Here is a 25201-nt window from a genome sequence, read left to right on the forward strand (position 1 = left end):
ATAGGTTCCCTGCGCAGCATTGAAGCTGCCCGTGAAAACCATATTGGGGAGCAATCATGAACTTTTCTTCACCGGCACCTGCCGTTCCGCCCCTGAGCCGCCGGCAATTCGGACTAATCGTCGGAGGCGGAGCGCTCCTCCTGGTAGGCGGTGGCACCTACGGCCTAGTCTCCCGCAGCAGGCCCGGCGGCGGAGCGGGGCTCTCCACGGCGTTCGGGACCCTGTCGCTCGTCGACGCCGGACGCCTCGCCAGGCTTGATGCGCAGGGGCAGCCGGCTGCCACGCCGCTCGCCTCGGCGATATCGCAGGTCACGGACGGAACACGCAGAGCCGCTGCGGCAGGCCAGCCCGGGATACAGCGCGTTTCCAACCGCCGGGGCACCGCAGTGGAGGACCACCACAGCGACCCCCTTCTGGACTCCGACTGGCCGCAGCCCGGGAACTTCACCTGGGGTGACGTCGTGGTGCTCGAAGTGGCCCTCACCAATGTCCGCCCCGAGCCTGTCCTGTTCAGCCCGGGGCAGCTGCGCCTCAAGCTGCTGCCTTCCGGCATCACCGTGGCCCCGCAGGACGCCGACCGCGGCCCAGGCACGATCGCCGTCGGCGCCACCGAGCGCGTCTGGATCAGCTACCTTGCCCCGCACGATTCGGTCGCCATGGAGGTCGAGTACACCGGTCTGGACGACGCCGCCCAGGCCCTCGCCCTGCCGCTCCTCACTGTCGCCAAAATACCCTCATGAGTCCCCTGGACCTTCACATCAACGACGGTTACCTTCCCATGGTGGACGGAACGCTCGTCTACCACCGGGGCTTCGGAGACCGGCAGACCGCGGTTAAAGACCCCAAGCCCAGCCTCTTCATGAGCCCCCGGGTGTTCCTGCGCGACGGCTCCGTCGTGGCACGCCGGACCTATCCGCTCAAGGCCGCAGTGCCTCCCCGGGGCCGGCCTGCACCGGCGGCCAAGGATCCGGCCAATCCCGGCCAGTTCCTTGTCCACCGTGCCCACTGGGCAAGCTTCTTCCCTGACAGGACGCTCATCGCCGAGACAGGCAGCACCATCAGCATCCGCGTGACCAACCATCTGGCCCAGGACCACGCACTCCAGTTCCTGAATGCAGGCGCAGCGAACGCCCACATCGGCACCGGCGTCATCAAGCCTGCCCAGACCAAAACCCTGACCTTCAAGGCGCCCGCGGAAGGCGCCTACCTGTACTGCGACCCCGGGACCGACCCCGCCGATCCGACGGCCGACCCGGTCCAGCGGGTCCTGGGCCTCTACGGCGCCTTGCTGGTGGTAAACCCGGACTCACCCTGGCGCGAGGGCGCCCACGGGCCCGAATTCGAGCGCCAGTGGTTCTGGATCCTCCACAACATCGACCCTGTGTGGGCCGGCATCGCCTCCCGGAACGGCACAGTGGATCCCGACAAAACGCCGGTGCAACCCCGCTATTTCACCCTCAACGGTCGCAGTGGCTTTCAGTCCCTGGCAGTCTCCACGGACGAGGCGCTGAACCGCACGCGGGAAGAGGACACACTGATGTCCGGCTCCGCCCGGGACATCGACGTCCGCAATTTCAGCCTGAGCACCGCGCCGGGAACGGTCCGCACCGGCCAGTTCATGCGCTTCGTCAACGCCGGCGTGGTCCACCACCAGCTGCATTTCCACGGCAACCATCTCTGGACGGTGCGCCGGAACGGTGAGTCGTTCCCCCGTACGCACGGCAGGGTGGACGCCGACGGCCACGTGGTGCTCCAGCAGTGGGAAGACGTAGTGGAAATGCACCCGCTGGACCGCAAGGACTCCGTGTTGCCCGTGCGGCGCCCGCCTGAGACCGTGGACCAGGTGTGGAACGCCCGGGACAGGGACTGGGGCTACCCCATGCACTGCCACGCGGAACCGTCGCAGGTGGCGCGCGGCGGCATGTATCCCGGCGGCCTGGTGGGCCACTGGTCCGTTGCCGCCCCCGGCCCGGTGGACGCCACGCCGCGGCCCGAGCTCTTCCGCAGCCAGGTGGACTTCAGCTCGCACCAGCTGCATGAGGGAAGCCCGAAGACCGAGTTCCCACTGAATCCCGACGTCGCCCATGAATTCAAGTTCTTCAACCGCAAGATGAGGTTCGGCGACGGCGGCGAATTTGAGATGTGGACGTTCCAGACCGAGAACTCCGGCCAGATTTTCCCCGCTCCCCTGGTGCGCCTTACGGAAGGCCAGCTGTTCCACGGCACCATCCATCCCAGCAAGCGGGTCCATACCCTGCACTGGCACGGGATGGAGCCCGACCCAAGGAACGACGGCGTGGGCCACACCTCCTTCGAGGTAGCCGGTTCATACACGTACCAGTGGCGGCCGGACCGGGGCCAGCCAGGGAACCCGAACGCCGGGGCATCCGGAACGTATTTCTACCACTGCCACGTCAACACCACGCTGCACGTGCAGATGGGCATGTTCGGCCCGCTGGTCATCGACCCGCCCGTGCACCCGGACTTCCCCGTCACCAAGGGGGCCCGCAGGGCGTTCATTGATGGACCGGAGTACGACATCGGTACCGAGACCATCTTGGTCCCGTATTCGGTGGATCCTCGCTGGCACGAGCTCAACCACGCCGCCGGGCTGTCCGGCGACGACGCCGGCCTGGACAAGTTCAACCCCCAGCACTTTTACCTGCTCGGCGGCGAACTGGCGCAGACGCCCACCGTGGAGGGCCCGATGGAGCTGACCCAAATCCGCGCCCGCGTGCCCAACGGCGGCACGGTCAAGCCCACCCTGCTGCGCCTGCTGAACGCCAACTACTACCCGGTGAACGCGTACTTTACGGACGCCGCGGGAAAGCGCGTGGCCATGGCCGAGCTGATCGCACATGACGGCCGCGCGTTCCGCGACACGTCAAACCCCGCGGGGCCGGCCCGGCCGATTTCGGAAACCAGCCCGATGCGTGCGAGTCTCGTCAACTTCGGTGCGGCGGAACGGTACGACATGCTGCTGCGGCCGCCGGCGGCCGGCGACTACAAGCTCACCGTGGACCTGCTGGACTGGATCACCGGCAAGGTCCTGCATACCCGGCAGATCCCTGTCATTGCACGGTGACCAGCCGGCAAAACCGGCGCTGGCCCCGGCGGGGACGCCGCCGGGGTCAGTAGACGGGTTTCTGCGGCTCCACGTCCCGCACCCAGGCGAGGATGCCGCCGTCGAGATGGCTGACGCGCTGGTAGCCGGCCTTCCGGGCGGCGGCCAGCACGGCGGCCGACCGTGTCCCGGCCTTGCAGTGAAACACGATGTCTTTGTCCTGCGGCAGCTCGCCCCAGGCCTCGCCGGAGAGGATGCGCCCCTGCGGGATCAGCACGGAGCCATCGATCCGGACAATGTCGTGCTCCCCCGCTTCACGCACGTCCACCAGGTCGAAGTCCTTCAGCCCGGCCTGCCGCGAGGCCAGCATCGTGGCCAGCTGCGTGGCCGTCACGGTGTGCTCGGTGTCGGTTGTCTCCGCCGGGGCGACGCCGCAGAAGGCCTCGTAGTCGGTGAGTTCTGTGATCCGCGGGGCTTCGGGGTCCTTGGACACCCTGATCTCGCGCCAGCTGCCGCCCAGCGCGTCGTACAGTGCCACCCGGCCCAGCAAGGAACGCCCGACGCCGGTGATCAGCTTGACGGCTTCGGTCACCATGAGCGATCCGACCGCCGCGCACAGCATGCCGAACACGCCGCCTTCCCCGCACGACGGCACGGAACCGGCCGGCGGGGCCTCCGGGTAGAGGTCCCGGTACGTGGGCCCGTGCTGCTCCCAGAACACGCTGACCTGCCCGTCGAAGCGGAAGATCGATCCCCACACGTACGGCTTGCCGAGGATGGCGGCGGCGTCATTGACCAGGTAGCGCGTGGCGAAATTGTCCGCCCCGTCCAGGATGAGGTCGTAGCCGGCGAACAGTTCCAGGGCGTTGGAGGCATCGAGCCTGACGTTGTGCAGGCGGACGTCCACCAGCGGGTTCAGTTCCGCGATGGCGTCCCGGGCGGATTCGATCTTGGGACGGCCAACGTCCCGCACACCATGGATGATCTGCCGCTGCAGGTTGCTCAGGTCCACGGCGTCGTCGTCGATGATCCCGATGGTTCCGACGCCGGCAGCGGCGAGGTACAGCAGGGCCGGCGACCCCAGGCCGCCCGCCCCGATCACCAGCACGCGCGCGTTCTTCAGCCGCCTTTGGCCCAGGGCGCCGATTTCGGGAATGATGAGGTGCCGGGAATACCGCTCCACCTCTTCGGTGGAAAGCCCGGGCGCGGGATCGACGAGGGGGCCCGGGAGCGTGCGGACTGTATTTGCGGTGGACGGAGAAGCCATACTTCAATGTATGCCTGAAGATACCGCGCGGTCATATTACCCCCGGGTAAAGTGAAGTTAACTGCAAAGGAAAGAAGGCCAACAGTGGTTCATCATGCACCGGTTGATCGAACTCAGGCCGCGCAATCCAATGCCGGCCCGGCCCGCGCCGCCGGGCAGCGCTCCGCCAGGCTGCCGCGCGACGAGCGCCGGGCCCAGCTGCTGGCCGCAGCCCAGGAGGTTTTTGTTGCCAACGGCTACCACGGAGCCGCCATGGACGAGATCGCGGAAACGGCCCACGTCAGCAAGCCTGTGCTCTACCAGCACTTCCCGTCGAAGCGGGAGCTGTACCTTGCCCTGCTGGACAGCCACCTCGAGGCACTGACCGAGCTCATGCTGGGCGCCCTGAACTCGACCACGGACAACAAGGAACGTGTGCAGGCCGTCATGCGCGCCTACTACCGCTTCATTGACAGCGACGACCAGGCGCACCGGTTGGTTTTTGAGTCCGACCTGATCAACGACGCCGACGTCAGCTCGCGCCTGGAGACGTTCAACAAGACGTTCGCCAACGCCATTGCGCAGGTCATTGCGGAGGACACCAAGCTGCCCCTGCTGGAGGCGCAGCTGCTGGGGCGCGGACTTGCGGGCATGGCCCAGGTCAGTGCACGGTACTGGCTCGAAACGGACGGGAACCTCGACCTGGATGTGGCCAGCGACCTGATTTACCGTTTAGCTTGGCGCGGAATCTCCCGCTTCCCCAAAGAGACCTAGACTACAACTGAAACTACCTTTGAAATTTCAACCTTGACTGGCTGGGAGGCCTTGCTGTGGAAGTAAAGATCGGCATTCAGAACGTCGGCCGTGAAATTGTGCTGGAATCGGCTCAGGATGCTGACGCTGTGGCCAAAGTCGTGGCCGAGGCCATCGCCAAGGGCAGCGAGCTGCGTCTGAACGACGAGAAGGGCCGTCAAATCATCATCCCGGCCAACGTCCTTGGCTACGTCGAAATCGGCGCAGAGGAAGTGCGCCGGGTCGGCTTCGGCGCACTGTAGGCCGAGCCGTGCTGTCCCTCGCGATCGTGCTCCTGGTGACTGTTGCTGCCGGCTTCATCGTCTGGGCCAACGACCGGCGCCACACCAAGTACGGCATCCTCCTGCCGGCCGGCACCGGCGCGGTGGTAGGCATGCTGGCGTGGATCATCTGCATCTGGGCGGGGCTGGGCTACCAGCCGGGCCTGACGTGGCTGCCGTGGGTCCTTCCCATGGTGGCCGGGACGGCCGCCGCCCTGGCAGTGGCGGTCTACCTGGGCCGGCACCGCGCCAAGCAGGACACCAAGCGGCTGACGGCAGCGCTGAAGATCTGACCACCCCGGGATCTTCAATGCCAGGATCCGGCAGCGTCGGGACCCGCAACGTCAGGATCCGGCAACGTCCGGCCCGTGGCCTTCCTCGGTGCACAGGCAGAGCCGGTTCCCCTGGGCATCAGTGACCACCACCCAATTGGGTGCGTGGTCACTGTTCATTAAGGCCCCGGTGGCCGCCGTCTTCTCCAGGATGGGTGCCGACTCGGCCTTCGAGCGGTGGACGTCCAGGTGCAGGTGGTTCTCGTTCGGGGTTGGGGTCTCCTGGAACCACACGCCCGGACCGCGGCCGTACGGGTCCACGAGGTCCCCGAACCGGCCCTTCCGGTAACCGAGCGCGACGCGCCAGACCTCGGAAATAGCCGCCGCGTCAGCCGTGTCAATGCCGATGTCCACCGACCGGTACAGGCCGGGCTGGGCCTCTGCGCCTGCCGCCTCCGCAGCCGCGCTGACCGCGGCCGCGGCGCCGGTGTCCCGCGTGGTCACCTCGCCCCCGACGTCGTGGGAACTGAACCGGATGAACACCCGGTTATAGCGCCAGTCCAGGTCCGGATGGTGGTCCGTGTCCTCTGCCACACGCCCGACGGCGGCGATCAGCTCCAGCGCGGCCGCCGCCGTCGGCGTCTTATAGACGGTGACCAGGCCGCCCAGCCTGTAGCGCCAGTCGGGAAGCCCGGCGAGCGCTTCGTCGATCTGGGGTCGGGTGAGAATGTCGTCCCTGGCGGCCACGGTGCACTCCTAAGCAGGACCTGTTGAGCCTGCCGCGCGCCGGGCCGGCAGAGGCGGCCGGACTTAGAGGAACTCCGCCCGGCCCTCCATGGCCGACGACGCGAGGGCATGCTCACGGCGCGGGATCCGCCCGGCCGCACGCGCCAGCCTACCGGCGATGACGGCGTGTTTGAAGGCCTCGGCCATGAGTGCGGGGTTCTGCGCGCGGGTGACCGCGGTGGCCAGCAGCACGGCGTCGCAGCCCAGCTCCATGGCCAGTGCCGCGTCAGAGGCGGTGCCGATCCCCGCGTCCAGGACCACGGGAATGGAAGCCCGCGACACGATGAGTTCGATGTTGTGCGGATTGAGGATACCCAGGCCCGTGCCGATCGGTGCTCCCAGCGGCATGACGGCCGAGGCTCCCAGGTTTTCGAGCCGGAGCGCCAGAACAGGGTCGTCGTTGGTGTAGGCGAAGACCTTGAAGCCGCGATTGACCAACTGCTCGGTGGCGTCCACCAGCTCCACGGCGTCAGGCAGCAGCGTGTGCTCGTCCGCTATGACCTCGAGCTTGACCCAGTCGGTCTCCAGCGCCTCACGGGCCAACTCGGCCGTCATGACGGCATCCCGGGCCGTGAAGCAGCCGGCGGTGTTGGGGAGCACGCGGATGTTGTGGTCCACCAGCAGCTGGAAGAGCGAGCCCGTTTCGGCAGGCGAATAGCGCCGCATCGCAACTGTGGTCAGCTGGGTGCCGGACGCGATCAGGGCTGAGCCGAGACCGTCCAGGCTCGGAGCGCCTCCGGTGCCCATGATGAGCCGCGAGGTCATCTCCACCCCGTCAATGACCAGGCTGTCTGCTGTTTCAATCAGTGTTTCTGCCATCGTGCTCATCCTCCCTGGACTGCCGTGACCAGTTCGATCTCATCGCCCTCGGCGAGGGCGGTGCTGTGCCACTGGCTGCGCGGCACGACGGCTGCATTGCGCGCCACCGCCACACCCAGTCGCTGGCCGTCGACGGCCTGCCCGTCGGCGGACAGGCGGCGCCCCGTGACCTGGCTGACGAGCGAGGTCACCGACGCACCCTCGCCTACTTCCTGTTCGATACCGTTCAGAGTGATATTCATGCTGGTTCCTTGTTCGGGTCAAATGTGACGCGGGTCATGTGACAGTGCGCGCTGCGGGGCGGTCATCGCCTGCGGTGATGAGCTGGGGCGTGATCAGCCCGGGGCAGGGCTGAGTGCAACGGCCGCTCCCACCGGGTCCGGGAGCCCGGGGGAAAACCGGCCCGGCCGGAACGCGGCCCAGCGCGGGTCCGTGATGCCGTCCATGAGCTGGCGGCAGATCACTGCGGCCGCCGGGGTCAGCAGGACGCCGTGGCGGAAGAAGCCGGTGGCGATGATGAGGCCGGCCACGTCCGTCCGGGGCCCCTCCCCACGGGCCGGCACCCGGCCGAGCAGCGGCGCGTTGTCCGGTGTGCCCGGCCGCGCCCGCGCCGTGGCTTCAAGGAGCTCAAGCTCGGCGACTGCCGGCAGCAGGACCTGTGCGTCGCGCAGCAGCTGGTAGACGCCGCCGGCGCTGGTGCCCGGTACGCCGTCCTCGCGCTGGGTGGCGCCGATCACCACCGTCCCGTCCCGGCGGGGCACGATGTAGACCGGAACGCCGCGCACCATGCCGCGGACTGTTGCGGTGAGCAGGGGCTGCAGGTGTGCAGGGACCCTGAGCCTGAGGATGTCTCCGTAGACCGGGCGCAGCGGCAGCTGCAGGCCTTCCGGGAGGTTCTGCAGCTGGGCCGCGGCCAGGCCGTTGGCCACCACCGTCTCGGCCGCCCTGACGGACCCGCCCCGGGCCAGCCGGACCCCGCAGACCCGCCCGCCGTCCCAGAGCAGGCCGGCGGCGTGCTCACGCACGGCGTATCCCTTTGCTGCGGCAATCTCCTGGCCACGGCTGGCCAGGCCGGCAGCAATCGCCCGGACGAGTCTTCGCGGATCCACCTGGTGGTCCGCGGGGATGTCCAGGGCGCAGGAGATCGCGGGGCTGAGCAGCGGCTCCCGGGAACGTGCCTCGCGGATGGTCAGCGGTTCAACCTCCAGGCCGTGGGTCCGCTGCACCTCCCGCAGGTCCATCAGGGCACGGCGGTCGGCGGGATCGGCACCCACTGCAAGGGTCGGCGTCGTCAGGTACCCGGCGTCCTCGCCAGCGGTGAGGGTGGCGGCAAACTCCGGCCATCCGGCGGAGGACTCCAGCATCAGTTCCAGGAGCCCTTCCTCCTGGTAATGCAATTCGCTGACCGGAGCGAGCATGCCGGCCGCAGCCCAGCTTGCGCCGCTGCCGGGGGCCTCATCTATCAGCACCACCGAGCGGCCGGAGCGCCGTGCCTCCCAAGCGATGCCGTGGCCCACCACGCCGCCGCCGATGACGGCCACATCTGCCTCAAGACTTGCGGCGGCACATTCTTCGCCGCTTGTTCCAGGGTTCACGCAAAATCCTTCCCTACGCCGGTACTAACCGGATCAGGTCAAGCGGTCGGCTCTGACGCCCTCTCAGCCCTGCGCCTTTTATGACAGCAGTAACGGGCTCCCGCGGTACCTGCCCAGTTTAGAGGAACTAAGGTGGTTGCCATGACCCAGCACTCTGCCCACACCGCCGCCCGCCTGTACCTCTGCACCGACGCCCGCAAGGACCGCGGGGACTTTGCAGACTTCGTGGACGCGGCGTTTGCCGGCGGCGTGGACATCATCCAGCTGCGGGACAAGAACATCGAGGCGGCCGAGGAACTCGAGCTGCTGGAAATCGTCCACGCCGCCGCCCGCAGGCACGGCCGGCTCTGGGCCGTGAACGACCGCGCCGATATCGCGTCCATCACTGGCGCACCGGTGTTCCACATCGGCCAGAAGGACTTGCCCCTCCGCGCCGCCCGGAAGCTGCTGCACGATTCCACCGTGATCGGACTGTCCACCCACAGCACGGATCAGGTGGATGCCGCCATCGACGCCGCGCATGGGCGCAGCGGCCTGGACTATTTCTGTGTGGGTCCGCTGTGGGCCACGCCCACCAAACCCGGGCGCGCCGCCGTCGGGCTCGACCTGGTGCGCTATGCGGCGGAGGCTGTCCGCACTGCGAACGAGGAACGGGTCGGCGGCCTGCTGCTGCCCTGGTTCGCGATCGGCGGGATCGACCGCACCAATGTCGAGCAGGTCCTGGCGGCCGGAGCAAGCCGGATCGTCGTCGTGCGGGCGATCACCGAGGCACCTGACCCGGCGGCCGCCGCGGCGGAACTGCTCGACGCCCTCAACGCAACGTCCCCGGCGGTGGTCTCCTAGACGGAACGGCCCAGACGGGGGATCCGGGCCGGGCGGGAGGACCCGGAAAGCTACCCGCTCAGGCCCAGCTGGACCATCCGCCGGGAGTGGTTTTCCGCGACTTCGGCGGTGATGCCCCGCACCAGCTCGCGCGCGGTGGCGTCCGTGGCGCCGGGCTCCGCCTCGACGAACAGCTCGCCAAGAAACGCGTGTTCGTGGCCCACCCGCTGGGCCTGCATGATCGCCTCGCCCAAGAGCCGGCGGCCCCAGAGCGCGAGCCTGGACGCGAGCCGGGGGTCGTCCGCCAGCGCTCCCCTGAGCCGCTCCCGGAGAACGCCCGTAGCCTCTTCCGACGACTGGATCTGCTGGATGACGTCACGCGTTCCGGGATCCACGAACCGGGCCACCGCCCGGTAGAAATCGGCGGAAACCGTGTCCACCACATAGGCCTTCATCAGGGATTCGTACCAGTCTGCCGGACGGGTCCGTTCGTGGAAGTGGTCCACGGCCGACTGGAACGGCAGCATCGCATTTTCGACGTCGACGCCCATCTCCGCCAGCTTGGCGCTCACGTGTTCGTAGTGCTGGAATTCAATGACCGCGATCCTGCCGATCACGGCCCGGTCATGCAGTGTGGGTGAGTAACGGGCGTCAGAGGAAAGCCGTTCGAACGCGGACAGTTCGCCGTACGCCATCACGCCGAACAGGTCTGCGACGAAGCGGTCGTAGCGAGCGGTGCCAGCCGAGGATGTGCCCATAATCCAAGACTAACGGCGCAATTCCGGCTAACCTGATTTTCGTGTCACATCATCGTCTGTCGCCCAGCGTCCACGAGCAGACCAACGCGCTCGCGGACGCCCTGAGCGCGCTGCGGACGGAGCTGGAGCTTCCGGGGGGGTTCCCTGAGGATGTGCTCAAGGAGGCCGAAGCCGCCGTCGCGGACCGGCAGTTTCCGGACCTGGACCTGACCGGGGTGAACTTCCTGACCATCGATCCGCCGTCGTCCACCGACCTTGACCAGGCGCTGTTCATCGAACGCCGCGGCGAGGGCTACCGGATCCTCTACGCCATTGCCGACGTCCCGTCCTTCGTGCAGCCAGGTGGCGCGCTCGACGCCGAAACCCGCCGCCGCGGGCAGACCTTCTACGCCCCCGACGGCCGGATTCCGCTGCATCCGGAGGTCATCAGCGAGAACGCCGGCAGCCTGCTGGCCGGGCAGCTGTGCTCCGCCTTCGTCTGGGAGTTCGAGCTCGACGCCGCCGCCGAGGTGGTGTCCGTGGTGGTGCGCCGGGCGATGGTGCGCAGCCGCGCCAAGCTCAACTACAAGGGGGTCCAGGCGGACCTGGACGCCGGCACAGCACCTCCCGTTCTGCAGCTTCTGCGCGAGGTGGGGCGCAAGCGCGTGGATCTGGAGCGCGCCCGCGGCGGGGCCAGCCTGAACATGCCGGAGCAGGAGATCGTCCAGCTTCCCGACGGCGGCTACCGGATCGTGGCGGTGCCGCAACTTCCGGTGGAGGACTGGAACGCGCAGATTTCGCTGATGACCGGAATGGCCGCCGCGTCGCTGATGCTCGACGGCAAAGTGGGGATCCTGCGCACCATGCCTGCCCCCGATGAACGCTCACTCAGCCACTTCAAGCGGCAGACCGCCGCACTGGGCAAACCCTGGGACGGGCAGGAAAGCTACGGCGAGTACCTGCGCACCCTCGACCCCACGGACCACCAGCAGCTGGCTATCCTCCATTCGGCCGGCATGCTCTTCCGCGGGGCCGGGTACACGCACTTCGACGGAACGGTCCCGGAGGACGCGGTTCAGTCAGCCATCGGCACCGCGTATGCCCACACCACCGCCCCGCTTCGCCGCCTCGTGGACCGGTTCGTCCTGGTCATCTGCGAAGCATTGAGCAACAACCGGCCGGTACCAGACTGGGCCCGACAGGCGCTCCCTTCCCTGCCCGAAATCATGGCGTACTCCGACCAGCTGGCGGCAAGGATGGAACGGCTGGCCCTGGACACCGTGGAAGCCGCGCTGCTGATCAACCACATCGGGCAGGAGTTCGATGCCGTGGTGATCTCCGGGTCAAAGCCGGCCAAAAACGGCAACGGGAACGGCGCAGGCAACGGAAACGGGAACGGCAAGGGACCGAACGGCAAGGGGACCAACGGATCGGGCCCCTCCGGCGTGGTCCAGATCGCCGAACCGGCCGTGACGGCCAGGTGCGAGGGCGAAATGGAGCCCGGCACCAGGGTCCGCGTCCGCCTCATCTCCTCGGACATCACCACGAGGGAGATCCGCCTCGGGCTCGTCGACTGATCCGCTGTTGCGCCACCACGGGTCCCTGCGGCGGCGCGAGTCAAGGAAAACACGGGTTTGCCAGTAGACTGGGTGGGTAGTAATGGATGCCCGGTCGTTGATTTCCTTGATTTGAATTCAACAAGCCCGCCCCTACGCGATCTTGAGTCACACCCGCCGGTCCCCAGTGCCGGCAATTAGATAGCCCGCGATCGGCTTCCACTGGAATTGCTTGCGCGCCTGAGCGTGCTCCGGAACGGCCCCCGTGCCCGCCCCGTTGAGCAGGCGGCGCCAATGCCTAAATGAATAAGGAAACTCCCCTGTGAGTGAATTGCATACCCACCAGCTTCTCTCCGACGACACCGGCACCGAGACCATCGAGCCGGAAGAGACCATCATCTCGGACGAGAAGCCGCACGAAATAGCCGAAAAGTCCTTCGCCGACTACAACGTACGCGCCGACATCGTCGAGTCCCTCGCCGACGCCGGCATCACGCACCCCTTCCCCATCCAGGCCATGACCCTGCCCGTGGCGCTGTCCGGTCACGACATCATCGGCCAGGCCAAGACCGGCACCGGCAAGACCCTTGGCTTCGGCATTCCCGCCCTGCAGCGGGTGGTGGGCCAGGATGACCCGGGCTTCGGCAAACTGCCTGCCCCCGGGGCACCGCAGGCGATGGTGATTGTCCCGACCCGCGAACTGGCCGTCCAGGTGGCCAACGACCTGCAGACCGCATCCCGCAAGCGCAACGCCCGCATCGCCACCATCTACGGCGGCCGCGCGTATGAGCCACAGATCGAGGCTCTGCAGAAGGGCGTGGAAGTCGTTGTCGGCACTCCCGGCCGCCTCATCGACCTCTACAAGCAGAAGCACCTCGTGCTGAAGAACGTGAAGATCGTGGTCCTCGATGAAGCCGACGAGATGCTGGACCTCGGCTTCCTGCCCGACGTCGAGACCCTGATCGCGGGCACGCCAGCCGTCCGCCAGACCCTCCTGTTCTCCGCCACCATGCCCGGGCCCGTTATCGCCATGGCCCGCCGGTACATGACGCAGCCCACCCACATTCGCGCCGCCGATCCGGATGACGAAGGCCTCACCAAGCGTGACATCCGCCAGCTCATCTACCGTGCGCACAGCATGGACAAGACCGAGGTAGTTGCCCGCATCCTGCAGGCCCGCGGCCGCGGCCGCACCATCATCTTCACCAAGACCAAGCGCACGGCCGCCAAGGTTGCCGAGGAACTCGTCGACCGCGGCTTTGCCGCCGCCGCCATCCACGGCGACCTGGGCCAGGGCGCCCGCGAGCAGGCCCTCCGCGCCTTCCGCAACAACAAGGTGGACGTCCTTGTCGCCACCGACGTTGCCGCCCGCGGCATCGACGTCGACGATGTCACGCACGTCATCAACTACCAGTGCGTTGAGGACGAGAAGATCTACCTGCACCGCGTGGGCCGCACCGGCCGCGCGGGCAACAAGGGCACCGCCGTGACGTTCGTGGACTGGGACGACATGCCGCGTTGGAGCCTCATCAACAAAGCGCTGGGCCTGAGCGTTCCGGAGCCGATCGAAACGTACTCCTCGTCACCGCACCTGTACGAGGACCTGGACATCCCCGAAGGCACCAAGGGCCGGCTGCCGCGCAGCAAGCGGACCCTCGCCGGCGTCGACGCCGAAGTCCTCGAGGACCTGGGCGAGACCGGCAAGAAGAACACCCGTTCGGGCGGCCGCGATGCTGGCCGCTCCGCCAGCAGGGAAGGCAGCCGCCGCGGTGGTGACGCGGGCAAGCGTTCGGGCGAGCGCCGCCGTCGTTCTTCAGACTCCGGCGCGGATGCCGGCACCGGCCCCACTGCAACTGCAACTGCAACTGTTGAAGACGAGCAGCCGGCGCGCCCGCGCCGCAACCGCACCCGCACGCGCCGCCGCAACGGCGAAGTGGTCTCCGGCAGCGAATCCGCAGCAACCGGCTCGCAGCCGGGCGGCACCGAGGTCCCATAGCCTCAATGACTGAAACTGTCTGGGCGCCGGACGGCAGCAACCTGGTGGTGCACGCGGATAACGCGGACTTCCTCCCCACGCTGCCGGACGGCGCCTTCACGCTCATTTACGTGGACCCGCCCTTCAACACCGGCCGGGCCCAGCAGCGCCAGGAAACAAGGATGGTGCTGAACGCCGACGGCGACGGGGACCGGGTGGGCTTCAAGGGCCGCTCCTACGACACGATTAAGGGCGCCCTGCACCGGTATGACGACGCCTTCAGCGACTACTGGTCCTTCCTCGAACCGCGCCTGGTGGAGGCCTGGCGGCTCCTGGCCGACGACGGTACCCTGTACCTGCACCTTGACTACCGCGAGGTGCACTACGCCAAGGTCATGTTGGACGCCATCTTTGGCCGGGAATGCTTCCTCAACGAGATCATCTGGGCCTACGACTATGGCGCGCGCGCCAAAAACCGCTGGCCCACCAAACACGACAACATCCTCGTCTACGTCAAAAACCCGGCCAAGTACCACTTCAACAGCGCCGAGGTGGACCGGGAGCCCTACATGGCCCCGGGGCTTGTGACTCCGGCCAAACGTGAGCTGGGCAAGCTCCCCACCGACGTCTGGTGGCACACCATCGTCTCCCCCACGGGCAAGGAAAAGACCGGCTACCCCACGCAGAAACCCGAGGGCCTGGTGCGCCGCGTGGTGGCTGCGTCGAGCCGTCCGGGTGACTGGTGCCTCGATTTCTTCGCCGGTTCCGGCACGCTCGGCGCCGTGGCGGCCAAGATGGGGCGCAGGTTCGTCTGCGTGGACCAGAACCAGCCGGCCATCGACGTCATGGCCAAGCGGCTCGGAGCGCATGCCGAAATCGCGTCCTGCCCGCCCGCGTAGGCATCCGATCTATCGCACGACGGCGGTGCCCGTGCCCAGCTCCTCGATCCGCTCGAACACGTCCGGCGCGGTCAGGTTCTCGCCCAGCCGGTTCGGCTTGCCCAGGCCGTGATAGTCCGAGGATCCGGTCACCAGGAGCCCGTGCTGGGCGGCCAGCTTCCGCAGGAATTCCCGGCCCTCTTCCGGATTGTCCCGGTGGTTGACCTCCAGCCCGGCCAGGCCCGCGTCGATCATGTTGTGGTATGTGCTTTCACCCACGATGCGACCCCGCGCGGAGGCGACGGGGTGGGCAAAGACAGGTACGCCGCCCGCGGCGCGGACCAGTTCGACGGCGAGGGCCGGCTCCGGCGCGTAGTGCTGGACGAAGTAGCGGGAGTGGGAGGTGAGGATCGAGGTGAAGGCCTCGGAACGGTCCGCCACCACTCCCGCCGCCACCAGGGCGTCGGCGATGTGCGGCCGTCCCAGCGTGGCCCCCGGCGCGACATGATGGATCACATCGTCCCAGCTCAGGGGGTAATCCTCGGCCAGCAGCGTGACCATGCGTTCGGCGCGGGTGAGTCGGGCTTCCCTGGCCTTCGAGATTTCTTCGAGCAGACCCGGGTGCGTGGGGTCATGCAGGTAGCTCAGGAGGTGGACGCTGATCCCGTGCTCCGTCCGGCAGGAAATCTCCATGCCGGGCACCACTGCCACTCCATTGTCGATCGCCGCCCGGGACGCTTCCTCCCAGCCGTCCGTGGAGTCATGGTCCGTCAGCGCGATGACGTTCAGCCCTGCCGCCGCCGCGGCTGCCATGACCTCAGCCGGAGTTTCCGTGCCGTCGGAAACATTCGAGTGGGCGTGCAGATCTATCCTCACCAGCCCAGCCTAGTAGATGGCGCGCCCATGTGGCCGGGATGGGCATGATTCTCCCTCCCGCGCCGGTGTTGGCCTAAGCCGCTCGGCTGGTGAGACGATGGGACGGTGAACTCTGCAGACAACACCCACAACGGTGAAAACACAGCTTCCCAGCCCCTGGAAGAGCGCGTCAACAACCGCTCCCAGCGGCCCAGTTCCGCGGCTTTCAAGGCCTTCATGGCCAGCAACTGGGCGCCCGCGCCGCAGGTGACCCCTGAACGGGACGCCGTCGCCAGCCACGCCGCGAAGAGGCGGCGGGCCATCTCCGACCAGTTCAAGGGTGAACGCCTGGTGCTTCCGGCCGGGCCCCTGAAGGTCCGGTCCAACGACTGCGACTACCGCTTCCGGCCGCACTCCGGCTTCGCCCACCTCACCGGCCTCGGGCTGGACCATGAGCCCGACGCCGTGCTCATCTTCGAACCTGTTGAGGAGGGAAAGGGCGACGACGGCGGCAGCCACCGCGCCACGCTCTACTTCCGGCCGCTGGCCGGACGGGACACCGAACAGTTCTACGCCGACGCGCGGTCGGGAGAGTTCTGGATCGGGGCTCGGCCGACGCTGGCCGAGTTTGAGGCCCGGCTCGGAATCCCTACGGCCCACATCGACGAACTCGAGGTGGCCGTCACCAAGAACGTCGGCGCCCCCGAGATCGGCGGCGTCTCCATCCGCCTGGTGCGCAAGGTGGACGAAAACATCGACGCGCTCGTGGACACCGCCCGCTACAACACCGCCAAGGACCCGGACAACCTGGACCTTGGCGTGCTGGACGCCCTCGACGAGAAGCTCTCCGAAGCACTCTCCGAGCTGCGCCTGACCAAGGACGAGTGGGAAATCGAGCAGATGCAGATCGCAGTGGCCGCAACGGTGGAGGGCTTCGCCGAAGTGGTCAAGGCGCTGCCCCGCGCCCTGACACACTTCCGCGGTGAGCGCGTAGTGGAAGGCGCCTTCTTCGCCCGTGCCCGGGAGGAAGGCAACGAACTTGGCTACGACACCATTGCCGCCGCCGGCAACAACGCCACCGTGCTCCACTGGACCCGCAACACCGGCAAGGTCAACGCCGGGGAACTCCTCCTGCTGGACGCCGGCGTTGAGGCGGATTCGCTCTACACCGCGGACATCACCCGCACGCTCCCGGCCAACGGCAAGTTCTCGGACGTGCAGCGCAAGATCTACGAAGCCGTCCTCGACGCAGCCGACGCCGGCTTCGCGGCCGCCCAGATCGGCGTGAAGTTCCGCGACATCCACACGGCCGCAACCACTGTCCTCGCGGAGCGCCTTGCCGAATGGGGCCTGCTCCCGGTCCCCGTCGAGGAAGCCCTCGGCGAGGACGGCCAGCAGCACCGGCGCTGGATGCCGCACGGCACCAGCCACCACCTCGGCCTCGACGTCCACGACTGCGCCCAGGCCAAGCGGGAACTTTACCTGGACGGCGTGCTGCGCGAGGGAATGGTCTTCACCATCGAACCGGGCCTGTACTTCAAGCAGGAAGACCTCGCCATTCCCGAGGAGTACCGAGGCATCGGCGTGCGCATCGAGGACGACATCCTGATGACAGCCGAGGGCCCCGTGAACCTCAGCGCGGCACTGCCCCGCACCGCGGACGACGTCGAGGCCTGGATGGCCGGCATCTACCAGGAGATCGACGCCAAGGGTTAAGCGTTGGGTTGCAGGGCGTCCGTGGCGGACGCCCTGGAACCCTGCAGACCCAGGAACACAGCAGACCCAGGAACACAGCAGAAAGGGACGGCCACCGGGTGATCCGGTGGCCGTCCCTTATTGCTGTCTCCCGCTACTGCTGCTGTCCGTCACGCCCCTGGTCAGCCTGGTTCGGATCCACCCGTACGCCATACTGCGGCCGGCCGTCCGGCAGGTCAGGGTAACGGACGGACGCCGGGCGCTGGCCCGCTGCCGGCGTGCCTTCCGTGCCCTGCCCCTGCTGGTTAGCGCCGTACTGCTGGCCCTGCTGATTGGCGCCGGCCTGCTGGCCGGAACCGTGTGGCTGCTCTGCGCCGTACGGCTGGCCCTGCTGGTCTGTGCCGTACTGCTGGCCCTGCGGCTGCCCGCCCTCGGCGTGCTGCCCTGCACCGTACTGCTCGCTGGCGTCCTGGCTGCGCTGGCCGTAGGGGTCGTTCCAGCCCGCCGGCCGCTGCGGCGCCTGGCTCTGGGACGGGCCCTGCGGCGGTCCCTGGTGCCGGCCCTGCTGCTGGTAGGGCTGGTTCTGGTAGTCGTGCTGGGCGGACGACGCCGGGCGCGCACCAGGGGTGGCGTCGGACGGCGTCATCGGCAGCTGCTGGAGCAGCCGCCGCGCCTCGTGGGCCGCCTCGAGCGCCACGATGACGTCGTAACTGGTGGCAACCACCTGGCTGGTGGACGTGAAGTCACGCTTGCCGCGCTGCATGGCGTAGGTGACGATCCCGAACAGCATGAAGAACGCCGCGCCCATCAGCACCGAGCTGATGATGGAGAACGTCCCGCCGGCGGGCGTGAAGAAGGACAGCATGACGCCGACGAACAGGCCGAACCACATGCCGCTCAGGGCACCGGAGAGCGCCACCCGCGGGTAGCTGAGGCGCCCCGTCACCCGCTCCACCATCTTGAGGTCGTTCCCCACGATGGACACGAGGTGCACCGGGAACTGCTGGTCGGCAAGGTAGTCAACGGCCTTCTGGGCGTCCAGGTAGGAGGTATACGAGCCGACGGTATCCCCGGTGGGGACAGTCTTCGATTCGTCCGAGCCGTTGGGCGCAGCCTTCGGAGCACCAAAAATGTTAGCCATACCCCCATTCTTGCCCATAAGGATGGGTGAAAGCTGAAAATTCAGCTAAAAGAGAGCAGACTCGGTAGCCTGTAGAGGTGAGCACGAATCCTACCCGCGTCTTTGTTGCGCGCCTCCTGGGACTGGACGTCTTCGACCCTCTGGGCGACCGTCTGGGACGATTGCGTGACGTCGTCGTGCTCTCCCGCGGAACCTGGGGCGCCCCGCACGTGGTGGGCATCGTCGTGGAAGTTCCCGGCAAGAAGCGTGTCTTCGTCCCGATGACCCGCATCACCTCCATCGACCAGACGCAGATCATCTGCACCGGGCTGGTCAACCTGCGGCGCTTCGAACAGCGCGGCGCCGAGACCCTGGTGGTGGCCGAAATGTTCGACCGACGTGTCACCCTGACGGACGGCAGCGGCGACGCCACCATCGAGGACATCGCCATGGACCAGCACCGCTCGGGCGACTGGTTCGTGAGCAAGCTGTTCGTCCGGCGGGGACATTCCCTGGCGCCCCTGAGCAGGCTGCGCCGCAACGAGACCATGATCATCGACTGGGCCGACGCCCACCAGGGAGCGAAGACAGAACCGCAGGCAGCCACCCAGTTCGTGGCGAACCACGAGGACCTCAAGCCCGCGGACTTCGCGGAGGCGCTGCAGGAAATGAGCGACAAACGTCGTTTCGAAGTGGCGAGCGAACTGCAGGACGAGCGGCTCGCGGACGTCCTGCAGGAGCTGCCCGAGGACGACCAGGTGGAAATCCTCTCCGCCCTCGACGTCCAGCGCGCCGCGGACGTCCTGGAGGAGATGGACCCTGACGATGCCGCCGACCTCCTCGGCGAGCTCCCGTCCGCCCAGGCGGAGGAACTTCTTCAGCTGATGGAGCCTGAGGGCGCCGAGGACGTCCGGCGCCTCCTCGAATACGACGAGGACACCGCCGGCGGCCTCATGACCCCCGTGCCCGTGATCCTGCCGCCTGAAGCCACGGTCGCGGAGGCCCTCGCCCACGTCCGCCGCGAGGAACTCTCCCCTGCCCTCGCCTCGTCCATCTTCATCGCCCGTCCTCCGCTGGAAACGCCCACCGGCCGGTTCCTCGGCGTGGTGCACATCCAGCAGCTGCTGCGCTTCCCGCCGTTCGAGTCGCTGGGCAACCTCGTGGACAAGAACCTGGAGCCCCTCTCGGACCTGGCACACATCAGCGAAGTGGCCCGCACGCTCGCCACGTACAACTTGAACTCGCTGCCGGTGGTCAACCAGGCCGGCCGCCTGGTGGGCGCAGTGACGGTGGACGACGTCCTGGACCATCTGCTGCCCGATGACTGGCGGGCCAACGACGGCGAGGCCCCGGTCAGGAAGCTTGGTGGCCGCATTGGCTGAGAACACGGTAAAGGGAACCCGTCCGCCCGGAAAGCCGGCAGCCCAGGGAAGCCTGGACACGCCGCTGAGCGGCCGCCAGAGAATCCTCCCCAAGTTTTCGCCGAACCCTGATGCGTTCGGCCACGCAACGGAGGGCTTCGCCCGTTTCATGGGCACGCCGCAGTTCCTGCTCTACATGACCGTGTTTTGTGTCTTCTGGCTGGCCTGGAATACCTTCGCCCCCACGGCCTGGCAGTTCGACAAGGTCGAACTCGGGTTTACGCTCCTGACGCTGATGCTGTCCCTCCAGGCGTCCTACGCCGCGCCGCTGCTGCTGCTCGCGCAGAACCGCCAGGACGACCGAGACCGCGTATCCCTGCAGCAGGACCGCCAGCGGGCGGAGCGCAACTTGTCGGACACCGAATACCTCACCCGGGAACTGGCCTCGCTGCGGATCGCGCTGCGTGAAGTGGCCACCCGCGACTACGTCCGGGCGGAACTGCGCAGCCTGCTGGAGGACCTGCTCGAAGCCCAGGAGGAGCTCCGCACGCACGAGCCGTCCGGGCCCGGAAGCCATGAATCGCCGCGCGAACTGGTCCGGGAAAAGCTGAAGGAGAAGCGGGAGAAGCAACGCAATCCCCGCACGCAGCAGATCCCAAAGGTCAAGTCCGAAAAACCGCGGCAGGGCCGGGCAGCCCACCGACCCACCTCTCCCGAAAGCTGAGCACCACGGCATGAGCACCACTCTCGTTCAGGCAGTCAACGCTGCCCTGGCAACTGTCATCGACCCGGAACTCCGCCGCCCCATCACCGATCTGGGCATGGTGGACTCCGTGGAGATCTCCGACGACGGGACCGTCCGCCTGGCAGTGCTGCTCACCATTGCCGGCTGCCCGCTCCGCGACACGATCACCAGGGACTCCGAGGCGGCGCTGCTGGACGTTCCCGGCGTGACCGCCGTCGAGGTGGACCTCAAAGTCATGACCCAGGCGCAGCGCGATGCGCTGAAGGAGCAGCTGCGCGGCCCAGGCGGCGAGCGGGGCATCCCGTTCAACCAGCCAGGGTCCCTCACCAAGGTCTTCGCGGTGGCCAGCGGCAAGGGTGGTGTGGGAAAGTCCTCGGTAACGGTCAACCTCGCCTGTTCCCTGGCGGCGCAGGGGCTGCGCGTGGGCATCGTGGACGCGGACGTGTACGGCTTCTCGGTGCCGGCCCTGATGGGGATCACCCAGACCCCCACCCGCGTGGACGACATGATCCTGCCGCCGGTGGCCTACGGCGTGAAGGTCATTTCCATCGGCATGTTCGTCACCGGCAACCAGCCCGTGGCCTGGCGCGGACCCATGCTGCACCGGGCCCTCGAGCAGTTCCTCACCGACGTCTACTTCGGCGACCTTGATGCGCTGTTCCTGGACCTGCCGCCGGGCACCGGCGACATCGCCATCTCGGTGGCCCAGCTGCTGCCCAAAGCCGAGATCCTAGTGGTCACCACTCCCCAGGCCGCCGCGGCCGACGTCGCAGAGCGTGCCGGTGCCATCGCCACCCAGACCGGGCAGACGGTGGCCGGGGTCATCGAGAACATGTCGTTCCTGGAAATGCCCGACGGCGGCCGGATGGACCTGTTCGGCACCGGCGGCGGGGAGGTGCTCGCCGAAAGGCTGAGCGCGTCGACCGGCACGGACGTGCCGTTGCTGGGCCAGATTCCGCTGGACATTCTCCTGCGGGAAGGCGGCGACTCAGGCAAGCCCATCGTCCTGGGCGGACCGGACACGCCCGCCGCTGCGGCGCTGTCCGGCATCGCGGGGAAGCTCGCCGCCAGGCCTCGGGGACTGGCAGGGATGAAATTGGACGTCCAGCCCCGCTGATTGAGCCAGTCCAGTCGAAATCCGCTACGTCGCCTCGGAGTCGAAGGGAGCCCGCTCACCGACACCCAGGCTTTCGATGATGCGCGCCGGCCGTTCCTCGTTATGGGAAGCGGCGGCTGATGCCGCTGCGGCTACGGCCGCCGGACCCCCGGAGCTGACCGGCTTGGTGTCGTCTTCGAGGAGCGCTTCCTTGATGATGCGACGCGGATCGTACTGGCGGGGGTCATATTTCTTCCAGTCGACGTCATCGATGTCGATGCCGACTTCTTCCTTGATCTGTTCCCGCGCGCCCGAGGCCATCCGGCGCACTTCACGGACCAGGTTTGCCAGCTTCTGGGTGTATTCGGGCAGCCGCTGGGGGCCGATCACCAGAATGCCGATGAGCAGCAGAAGGATAAACTCCGGGCCGTTGATTCCAAACACTTTAGGAAGATTACCCTCTCCGGGGAGGCAGTGACGATTTCGGCCCGGCCGGCGCCACCTGAGGGCATGCTGCACGGACGGGGATGCGTCTCAAAGCCCCAGCTGGCGGGCTATTTTGCGGAGGCCGCGTTCCACCCGGTCGACGACAGTCTCCTGCACCGCGGCACCTCCGCCGGCCGTGTCCGTTCCTGCCGCAAGACCTGGGCTCGTCGCACCTCCGGTCCCGGCGAGCATCGCCACGGCGTCGTCGGCCGAAGTGGCGGGCAGGTCCGACACGTAGGTGAAGGTGCTCCGCGACGTCTGGTAGATCGCGCTCCACGGCTGCCCCGCCTTGACCCAGACCTGGCCGTCCGCCATCGTTCCCGGCAGGTCAGCGGCGACGTATCCGTCGCTTCCCGCCGCGTGGCCGGTGAGCGGGTTGACCGGCCAGGGCGCTGCCGGCGATCCTTGGTGCTGTTCCAGAATCCGTGCCGTGTGCTGCCCGTCCGTGAGGCGCAGTTCCACGGTGGGCTTGCCCGCCAGCACCCTTGTGCTGGCGGAAACAAGGTGGAAGCCCATGGCGGGCAGTTCAGGGCAGGTCCAGCCGGAGGACCGCAGCGCGGCCAAGCGGCTGTCTGTTCCCGGGGAATGCCCGGACTGGCCGTAGAGCGAGGCCGTGCCCGCGGCATACTGCCTGGGTTCGCCCGCGACCGTGTAGGCTCCGGCGGCGACTGCCCCTGCCGCCACGACAGCCACCCCGCCGGCCAGCCCCGCAAGCATTATCCGGCTGGGCCGGGAGACGGGGGCCGGCGCCATGGCCAACTGCTCGGTGCGGAGCAGGAGCCGCGCCGTCAGTTCGTCACTGGCGGCCGGGACTGCGGCAGTACGGAGCCGCTCAATGTACTGGCGCTGCCGGTGCAGCGCGCTGGCGCATTCGGCGCACGCGCGGATATGGTCCGTCGTCTGCGGGTGCCGTCCGCCGGCAAGCGGGAACCCTGTCTTGGTCCTGAGCCCCTCCAGCAAGCGATGTAGCTGACGCATGTCGCCGATCAGAGAACGCCGGCGATGCGGGGGATCTTCAGCCGCGGCTTGCGCGCCTGCTGCGGGCGCGGATCCCGGTGGGCAAGCTTTTCGCGCAGCATGGTGCGGCCGCGGTGAATGCGCGAACGCACCGTACCCAGCTTCACGCCCAGGGCTTCGGCGACTTCGTCGTACGACAGTCCCTCAAGGTCGCACAGGACGACGGCGGCACGGAAATCCGGCGGGAGTTCCTCGAGGGCGGCCTGGACGTCGAGATCCAGGTTGTTGAGTTCGAAGCTTTGCTCGGGGCCGGGTTCCCGGCCGGGCAGGCGCGATTCGGCGTCCTCGGCGAGCGCGTCAAAGCGTATGCGGCTCTTGCGCCGCGCCTGGTCCAGGAAGAGGTTGGTGGTGATCCGGTGCAGCCAGCCATCCAGGGTTCCGGGCTTGAAGTTCTCCAGGGAACGGAAGACGCGGACGAACACCTCCTGGGTGAGGTCCTCGGCGTCGTACTTGTTACCGGTAAGCCGGTAGGCGAGCCGGTACACCTTGGCGGAGTGGTTGGTGACCACTTCTTCCCACGTGGGCATGGCCCACTCGGCAGCTTGCTCTTCAGTTGCAGGGACAGGTGCCGCAACGGATGCTGACATCGTCCACTCCCCTCGTGGATGTAATAACGCCTGACGTGCTTTACATCATTGATTCGGCGCCGATCACCACTTGGATGAGCGGATTATTATCATGTCAAAGTTGGCTGGGAATTTCCTGACTGCGGAGCCCCTCTTTGCTAGAAGCGCAACTCTTGGCGCGGATTCATGCCTGGGTTCCGGGGATTTTGTTCGCCATTCACCGCACAGCGTGAGAGTATGCGCCATCACAGCCGTCCCCGCTGTCACTTACCCCGCGGGCGCCGTCCAACCAAGTACGCTGTAAGAACATGCCCCCTGCCGCCCAGAAAGCGAAATCCATGAGCGCCGATAAGTCCACGAGCTGGTCCTATGCAGAAGATCTGCCTGCCGAGGATGAGGTCCTGCTGCGCGCCCGGGAGCGTTCGTTCGAGCTGGGCGTGACACCCATCGGCCGTGGCGTTGGCGCCGTGCTGACTGTGCTGGCCGCGGCTTCCAAGGCGCAGACCGCCGTCGAGATCGGTACCGGCGCCGGGGTTTCGGGCGTCTGCCTGCTCCGCGGCCTCGGCCCGCAGGCCGTGCTCACCACCATCGACGTGGACGTGGAGCACCTGAAGGCCGCGCGGGAGGCGTTCCAGGAGGCCGGCAGTCCGGCCAACCGCACCCGCACCATCTCCGGCCGTGCCGGCGATGTCCTGCCGAGGCTCACCGACGCCGCCTATGACCTCGTGTTCATCGACGGGGACAAGCCCAACTTTCCCCGCTACGTGGAGCAGGCCGTACGCCTGCTCAAGACCGGCGGCCTGCTGATCGTCAATGACGCCCTGGACAAGGACCGGGTGTCCAACCCGGCGGCCCGCGACGCAACCACCGTTGTGCTGCGCCAGGTGGGCAGGGCCGTGCGCGACGACGACCGGCTGGCTTCCGCCATGCTCCCCACCGGTGACGGGCTGCTGGTGGCGGTCAAGAAATAGGCAGGTCCGAAAGAGGCCGGCCAGCATAGGCGGACAAGGATACGAAAAAGGCAGGGCCCGCAGCCTTCCGGCTGCGGGCCCTGCCTTTACTCTTATTCTGCCTTTACTCTTATTCGGTGACGCCGACGAGGCAGTCCTTGAGGTTGGCCGCCTCTGTGGCATTAAGTTCAACCACAAGCCGGCCCCCGCCTTCGAGCGGCACACGCATGATCAGGCTGCGGCCCTCCTTGGTTACTTCCATAGGGCCGTCGCCGGTGCGTGGTTTCATAGCCGCCATGAGGAATATCCCCTCCAGTAGTCCCAGGACCGAGCAGCCCGGCCGGGCTGAGTCCGCGTGGTCAAAACAATGCCGCCCTGGCGGTCCTTTCGGCAGCCGCCATGGCCGAACAATCCGAATGCTTTATATCCTTGCTTATTACCTATTATCCTGTAATTACCCGTCTGTAGCTAATCGATGGACAATTCG

At 67.4% G+C, this 25201-nt stretch carries 26 protein-coding genes and 1 riboswitch; of the genes, 14 read left to right on the forward strand and 12 right to left on the reverse strand.

Annotated features, from left to right (window positions below; translation table 11 throughout):
• Window positions 1-56 precede the first annotated feature (56 nt).
• Complete coding sequence (locus QFZ23_RS16785) at window positions 57-740, forward strand: hypothetical protein (protein WP_306924600.1); 684 nt, start codon at window positions 57-59, stop codon at window positions 738-740.
• Window positions 737-3085, forward strand: a complete 2349-nt coding sequence (locus QFZ23_RS16790; protein WP_306924602.1) for a multicopper oxidase domain-containing protein — start codon at window positions 737-739, stop codon at window positions 3083-3085. The genes QFZ23_RS16785 and QFZ23_RS16790 overlap by 4 nt, the downstream gene beginning before the upstream one ends.
• A gap of 46 nt (window positions 3086-3131) precedes the next feature.
• Here QFZ23_RS16790 and moeB read toward each other — a convergent pair whose 3' ends face one another.
• Window positions 3132-4331 (reverse strand): molybdopterin-synthase adenylyltransferase MoeB, encoded by a 1200-nt coding sequence (gene moeB / locus QFZ23_RS16795; protein WP_306924605.1) that lies wholly within the window; start codon window positions 4329-4331, stop codon window positions 3132-3134.
• An 84-nt stretch (window positions 4332-4415) separates the two neighbouring features.
• On the opposite strand from moeB, the gene QFZ23_RS16800 reads away from it, so the two are divergent.
• Genes QFZ23_RS16800 through QFZ23_RS16810 form a run of 3 tightly spaced genes read left to right on the forward strand, consistent with a single transcriptional unit; the run spans window position 4416 to window position 5676 of the window.
• Window positions 4416-5084, forward strand: coding sequence for a TetR/AcrR family transcriptional regulator (locus QFZ23_RS16800; protein ID WP_306924607.1), 669 nt, complete (start codon window positions 4416-4418; stop codon window positions 5082-5084).
• Between the two features lie 56 nt (window positions 5085-5140).
• Entirely contained in the window at window positions 5141-5365 is a 225-nt protein-coding gene (locus tag QFZ23_RS16805; protein WP_003805104.1) for a DUF3107 domain-containing protein, read from the forward strand.
• A gap of 8 nt (window positions 5366-5373) precedes the next feature.
• Window positions 5374-5676, forward strand: a complete 303-nt coding sequence (locus QFZ23_RS16810; RefSeq protein ID WP_306924609.1) for a hypothetical protein — start codon at window positions 5374-5376, stop codon at window positions 5674-5676.
• A gap of 51 nt (window positions 5677-5727) precedes the next feature.
• On the opposite strand, the gene QFZ23_RS16815 is transcribed toward QFZ23_RS16810, so the two are convergent.
• The 4 genes from QFZ23_RS16815 to thiO all read right to left on the reverse strand — a co-directional run bounded on the left by QFZ23_RS16815 (window position 5728) and on the right by thiO (window position 8855).
• Window positions 5728-6402, reverse strand: coding sequence for a 4a-hydroxytetrahydrobiopterin dehydratase (locus QFZ23_RS16815; RefSeq protein WP_306924611.1), 675 nt, complete (start codon window positions 6400-6402; stop codon window positions 5728-5730).
• A 63-nt stretch (window positions 6403-6465) separates the two neighbouring features.
• Window positions 6466-7260 (reverse strand): thiazole synthase, encoded by a 795-nt coding sequence (locus QFZ23_RS16820; protein WP_306924613.1) that lies wholly within the window; start codon window positions 7258-7260, stop codon window positions 6466-6468.
• 5 nt (window positions 7261-7265) lie between these two features.
• Window positions 7266-7502, reverse strand: a complete 237-nt coding sequence (gene thiS / locus QFZ23_RS16825) for a sulfur carrier protein ThiS (RefSeq protein ID WP_306924615.1) — start codon at window positions 7500-7502, stop codon at window positions 7266-7268.
• A 93-nt stretch (window positions 7503-7595) separates the two neighbouring features.
• Window positions 7596-8855 (reverse strand): glycine oxidase ThiO, encoded by a 1260-nt coding sequence (thiO, locus tag QFZ23_RS16830; protein ID WP_306924617.1) that lies wholly within the window; start codon window positions 8853-8855, stop codon window positions 7596-7598.
• Window positions 8849-8969, reverse strand: a riboswitch (TPP riboswitch). It overlaps the preceding gene by 7 nt.
• 27 nt (window positions 8970-8996) lie before the next feature.
• Here thiO and thiE point away from each other — a divergent pair.
• A complete protein-coding gene (gene thiE / locus QFZ23_RS16835) occupies window positions 8997-9698 on the forward strand; it encodes a thiamine phosphate synthase (protein ID WP_306924618.1) in 702 nt (233 codons plus the stop codon).
• Between the two features lie 50 nt (window positions 9699-9748).
• Here the strand turns inward: thiE and QFZ23_RS16840 are convergent, their stop codons facing one another.
• Window positions 9749-10435 (reverse strand): ferritin-like fold-containing protein, encoded by a 687-nt coding sequence (locus QFZ23_RS16840; protein ID WP_306924619.1) that lies wholly within the window; start codon window positions 10433-10435, stop codon window positions 9749-9751.
• 41 nt (window positions 10436-10476) lie between these two features.
• Between QFZ23_RS16840 and QFZ23_RS16845 the strand changes: the two genes are divergently transcribed.
• The 3 genes from QFZ23_RS16845 to QFZ23_RS16855 all read left to right on the forward strand — a co-directional run bounded on the left by QFZ23_RS16845 (window position 10477) and on the right by QFZ23_RS16855 (window position 14844).
• Entirely contained in the window at window positions 10477-11991 is a 1515-nt protein-coding gene (locus QFZ23_RS16845) for an RNB domain-containing ribonuclease (RefSeq protein ID WP_306924620.1), read from the forward strand.
• Between the two features lie 301 nt (window positions 11992-12292).
• Entirely contained in the window at window positions 12293-13966 is a 1674-nt protein-coding gene (locus tag QFZ23_RS16850) for a DEAD/DEAH box helicase (RefSeq protein ID WP_306924622.1), read from the forward strand.
• A gap of 5 nt (window positions 13967-13971) precedes the next feature.
• Window positions 13972-14844 (forward strand): DNA-methyltransferase, encoded by an 873-nt coding sequence (locus tag QFZ23_RS16855; protein ID WP_306924624.1) that lies wholly within the window; start codon window positions 13972-13974, stop codon window positions 14842-14844.
• Window positions 14845-14853: 9 nt separating this feature from the next.
• Here QFZ23_RS16855 and QFZ23_RS16860 read toward each other — a convergent pair whose 3' ends face one another.
• Window positions 14854-15699 carry a PHP domain-containing protein gene (locus QFZ23_RS16860; RefSeq protein ID WP_306924625.1) on the reverse strand — a complete coding sequence of 282 codons (846 nt, stop codon included), beginning with the start codon at window positions 15697-15699 and terminating at the stop codon, window positions 14854-14856.
• A 105-nt stretch (window positions 15700-15804) separates the two neighbouring features.
• Between QFZ23_RS16860 and QFZ23_RS16865 the strand changes: the two genes are divergently transcribed.
• Window positions 15805-17394, forward strand: coding sequence for an aminopeptidase P family protein (locus QFZ23_RS16865; protein ID WP_306924627.1), 1590 nt, complete (start codon window positions 15805-15807; stop codon window positions 17392-17394).
• A gap of 133 nt (window positions 17395-17527) precedes the next feature.
• Here the strand turns inward: QFZ23_RS16865 and QFZ23_RS16870 are convergent, their stop codons facing one another.
• Window positions 17528-18514 carry a general stress protein gene (locus QFZ23_RS16870; RefSeq protein WP_306924629.1) on the reverse strand — a complete coding sequence of 329 codons (987 nt, stop codon included), beginning with the start codon at window positions 18512-18514 and terminating at the stop codon, window positions 17528-17530.
• A gap of 77 nt (window positions 18515-18591) precedes the next feature.
• On the opposite strand from QFZ23_RS16870, the gene QFZ23_RS16875 reads away from it, so the two are divergent.
• The 3 genes from QFZ23_RS16875 to QFZ23_RS16885 are packed head-to-tail and all read left to right on the forward strand — an operon-like array spanning window position 18592 to window position 21716.
• Window positions 18592-19875 (forward strand): magnesium transporter MgtE N-terminal domain-containing protein, encoded by a 1284-nt coding sequence (locus QFZ23_RS16875; protein WP_306924631.1) that lies wholly within the window; start codon window positions 18592-18594, stop codon window positions 19873-19875.
• Complete coding sequence (locus QFZ23_RS16880; RefSeq protein WP_373427892.1) at window positions 19859-20578, forward strand: DUF1003 domain-containing protein; 720 nt, start codon at window positions 19859-19861, stop codon at window positions 20576-20578. The genes QFZ23_RS16875 and QFZ23_RS16880 overlap by 17 nt, the downstream gene beginning before the upstream one ends.
• Before the next feature lie 10 nt (window positions 20579-20588).
• Entirely contained in the window at window positions 20589-21716 is a 1128-nt protein-coding gene (locus tag QFZ23_RS16885) for an Mrp/NBP35 family ATP-binding protein (protein WP_306924635.1), read from the forward strand.
• Window positions 21717-21740: 24 nt separating this feature from the next.
• On the opposite strand, the gene QFZ23_RS16890 is transcribed toward QFZ23_RS16885, so the two are convergent.
• The 3 genes from QFZ23_RS16890 to sigE form a co-directional block, all read right to left on the reverse strand.
• Complete coding sequence (locus tag QFZ23_RS16890) at window positions 21741-22139, reverse strand: twin-arginine translocase TatA/TatE family subunit (RefSeq protein WP_306924636.1); 399 nt, start codon at window positions 22137-22139, stop codon at window positions 21741-21743.
• A 90-nt stretch (window positions 22140-22229) separates the two neighbouring features.
• On the reverse strand, window positions 22230-23159 hold the full coding sequence (locus QFZ23_RS16895; protein ID WP_306924638.1) for an anti-sigma factor: 930 nt from the start codon (window positions 23157-23159) through the stop codon (window positions 22230-22232).
• A gap of 8 nt (window positions 23160-23167) precedes the next feature.
• Complete coding sequence (sigE, locus tag QFZ23_RS16900; protein WP_306924640.1) at window positions 23168-23785, reverse strand: RNA polymerase sigma factor SigE; 618 nt, start codon at window positions 23783-23785, stop codon at window positions 23168-23170.
• 317 nt (window positions 23786-24102) lie between these two features.
• Here sigE and QFZ23_RS16905 point away from each other — a divergent pair, with 317 nt between their 5' ends.
• On the forward strand, window positions 24103-24735 hold the full coding sequence (locus tag QFZ23_RS16905) for an O-methyltransferase (RefSeq protein WP_306924642.1): 633 nt from the start codon (window positions 24103-24105) through the stop codon (window positions 24733-24735).
• 109 nt (window positions 24736-24844) lie between these two features.
• On the opposite strand, the gene QFZ23_RS16910 is transcribed toward QFZ23_RS16905, so the two are convergent.
• Window positions 24845-25012: a DUF3117 domain-containing protein gene (locus tag QFZ23_RS16910; RefSeq protein WP_003805139.1), complete on the reverse strand. Its 168-nt coding sequence runs from the start codon at window positions 25010-25012 to the stop codon at window positions 24845-24847.
• Window positions 25013-25201: the final 189 nt, after the last annotated feature.

It is taken from the genome of Arthrobacter globiformis (assembly GCF_030818015.1).
Lineage (GTDB): Bacteria > Actinomycetota > Actinomycetes > Actinomycetales > Micrococcaceae > Arthrobacter > Arthrobacter globiformis_C.

Bases quoted from the DNA above. Each gene is read 5' to 3' on its own strand.
- thiS (WP_306924615.1), bottom strand. From the start codon at position 7,502: ATGAATATCACTCTGAACGGTATCGAACAGGAAGTAGGCGAGGGTGCG.
- QFZ23_RS16870 (WP_306924629.1), bottom strand. From the start codon at position 18,514: ATGGCTAACATTTTTGGTGCTCCGAAGGCTGCGCCCAACGGCTCGGAC.
- QFZ23_RS16785 (WP_306924600.1), top strand. From the start codon at position 57: ATGAACTTTTCTTCACCGGCACCTGCCGTTCCGCCCCTGAGCCGCCGG.
- QFZ23_RS16905 (WP_306924642.1), top strand. From the start codon at position 24,103: ATGAGCGCCGATAAGTCCACGAGCTGGTCCTATGCAGAAGATCTGCCT.
- thiE (WP_306924618.1), top strand. From the start codon at position 8,997: ATGACCCAGCACTCTGCCCACACCGCCGCCCGCCTGTACCTCTGCACC.
- sigE (WP_306924640.1), bottom strand. From the start codon at position 23,785: ATGTCAGCATCCGTTGCGGCACCTGTCCCTGCAACTGAAGAGCAAGCT.
- QFZ23_RS16910 (WP_003805139.1), bottom strand. From the start codon at position 25,012: ATGGCGGCTATGAAACCACGCACCGGCGACGGCCCTATGGAAGTAACC.
- QFZ23_RS16790 (WP_306924602.1), top strand. From the start codon at position 737: ATGAGTCCCCTGGACCTTCACATCAACGACGGTTACCTTCCCATGGTG.
- QFZ23_RS16885 (WP_306924635.1), top strand. From the start codon at position 20,589: ATGAGCACCACTCTCGTTCAGGCAGTCAACGCTGCCCTGGCAACTGTC.
- QFZ23_RS16820 (WP_306924613.1), bottom strand. From the start codon at position 7,260: ATGGCAGAAACACTGATTGAAACAGCAGACAGCCTGGTCATTGACGGG.
- moeB (WP_306924605.1), bottom strand. From the start codon at position 4,331: ATGGCTTCTCCGTCCACCGCAAATACAGTCCGCACGCTCCCGGGCCCC.
- QFZ23_RS16895 (WP_306924638.1), bottom strand. From the start codon at position 23,159: ATGCGTCAGCTACATCGCTTGCTGGAGGGGCTCAGGACCAAGACAGGG.
- QFZ23_RS16840 (WP_306924619.1), bottom strand. From the start codon at position 10,435: ATGGGCACATCCTCGGCTGGCACCGCTCGCTACGACCGCTTCGTCGCA.
- QFZ23_RS16855 (WP_306924624.1), top strand. From the start codon at position 13,972: ATGACTGAAACTGTCTGGGCGCCGGACGGCAGCAACCTGGTGGTGCAC.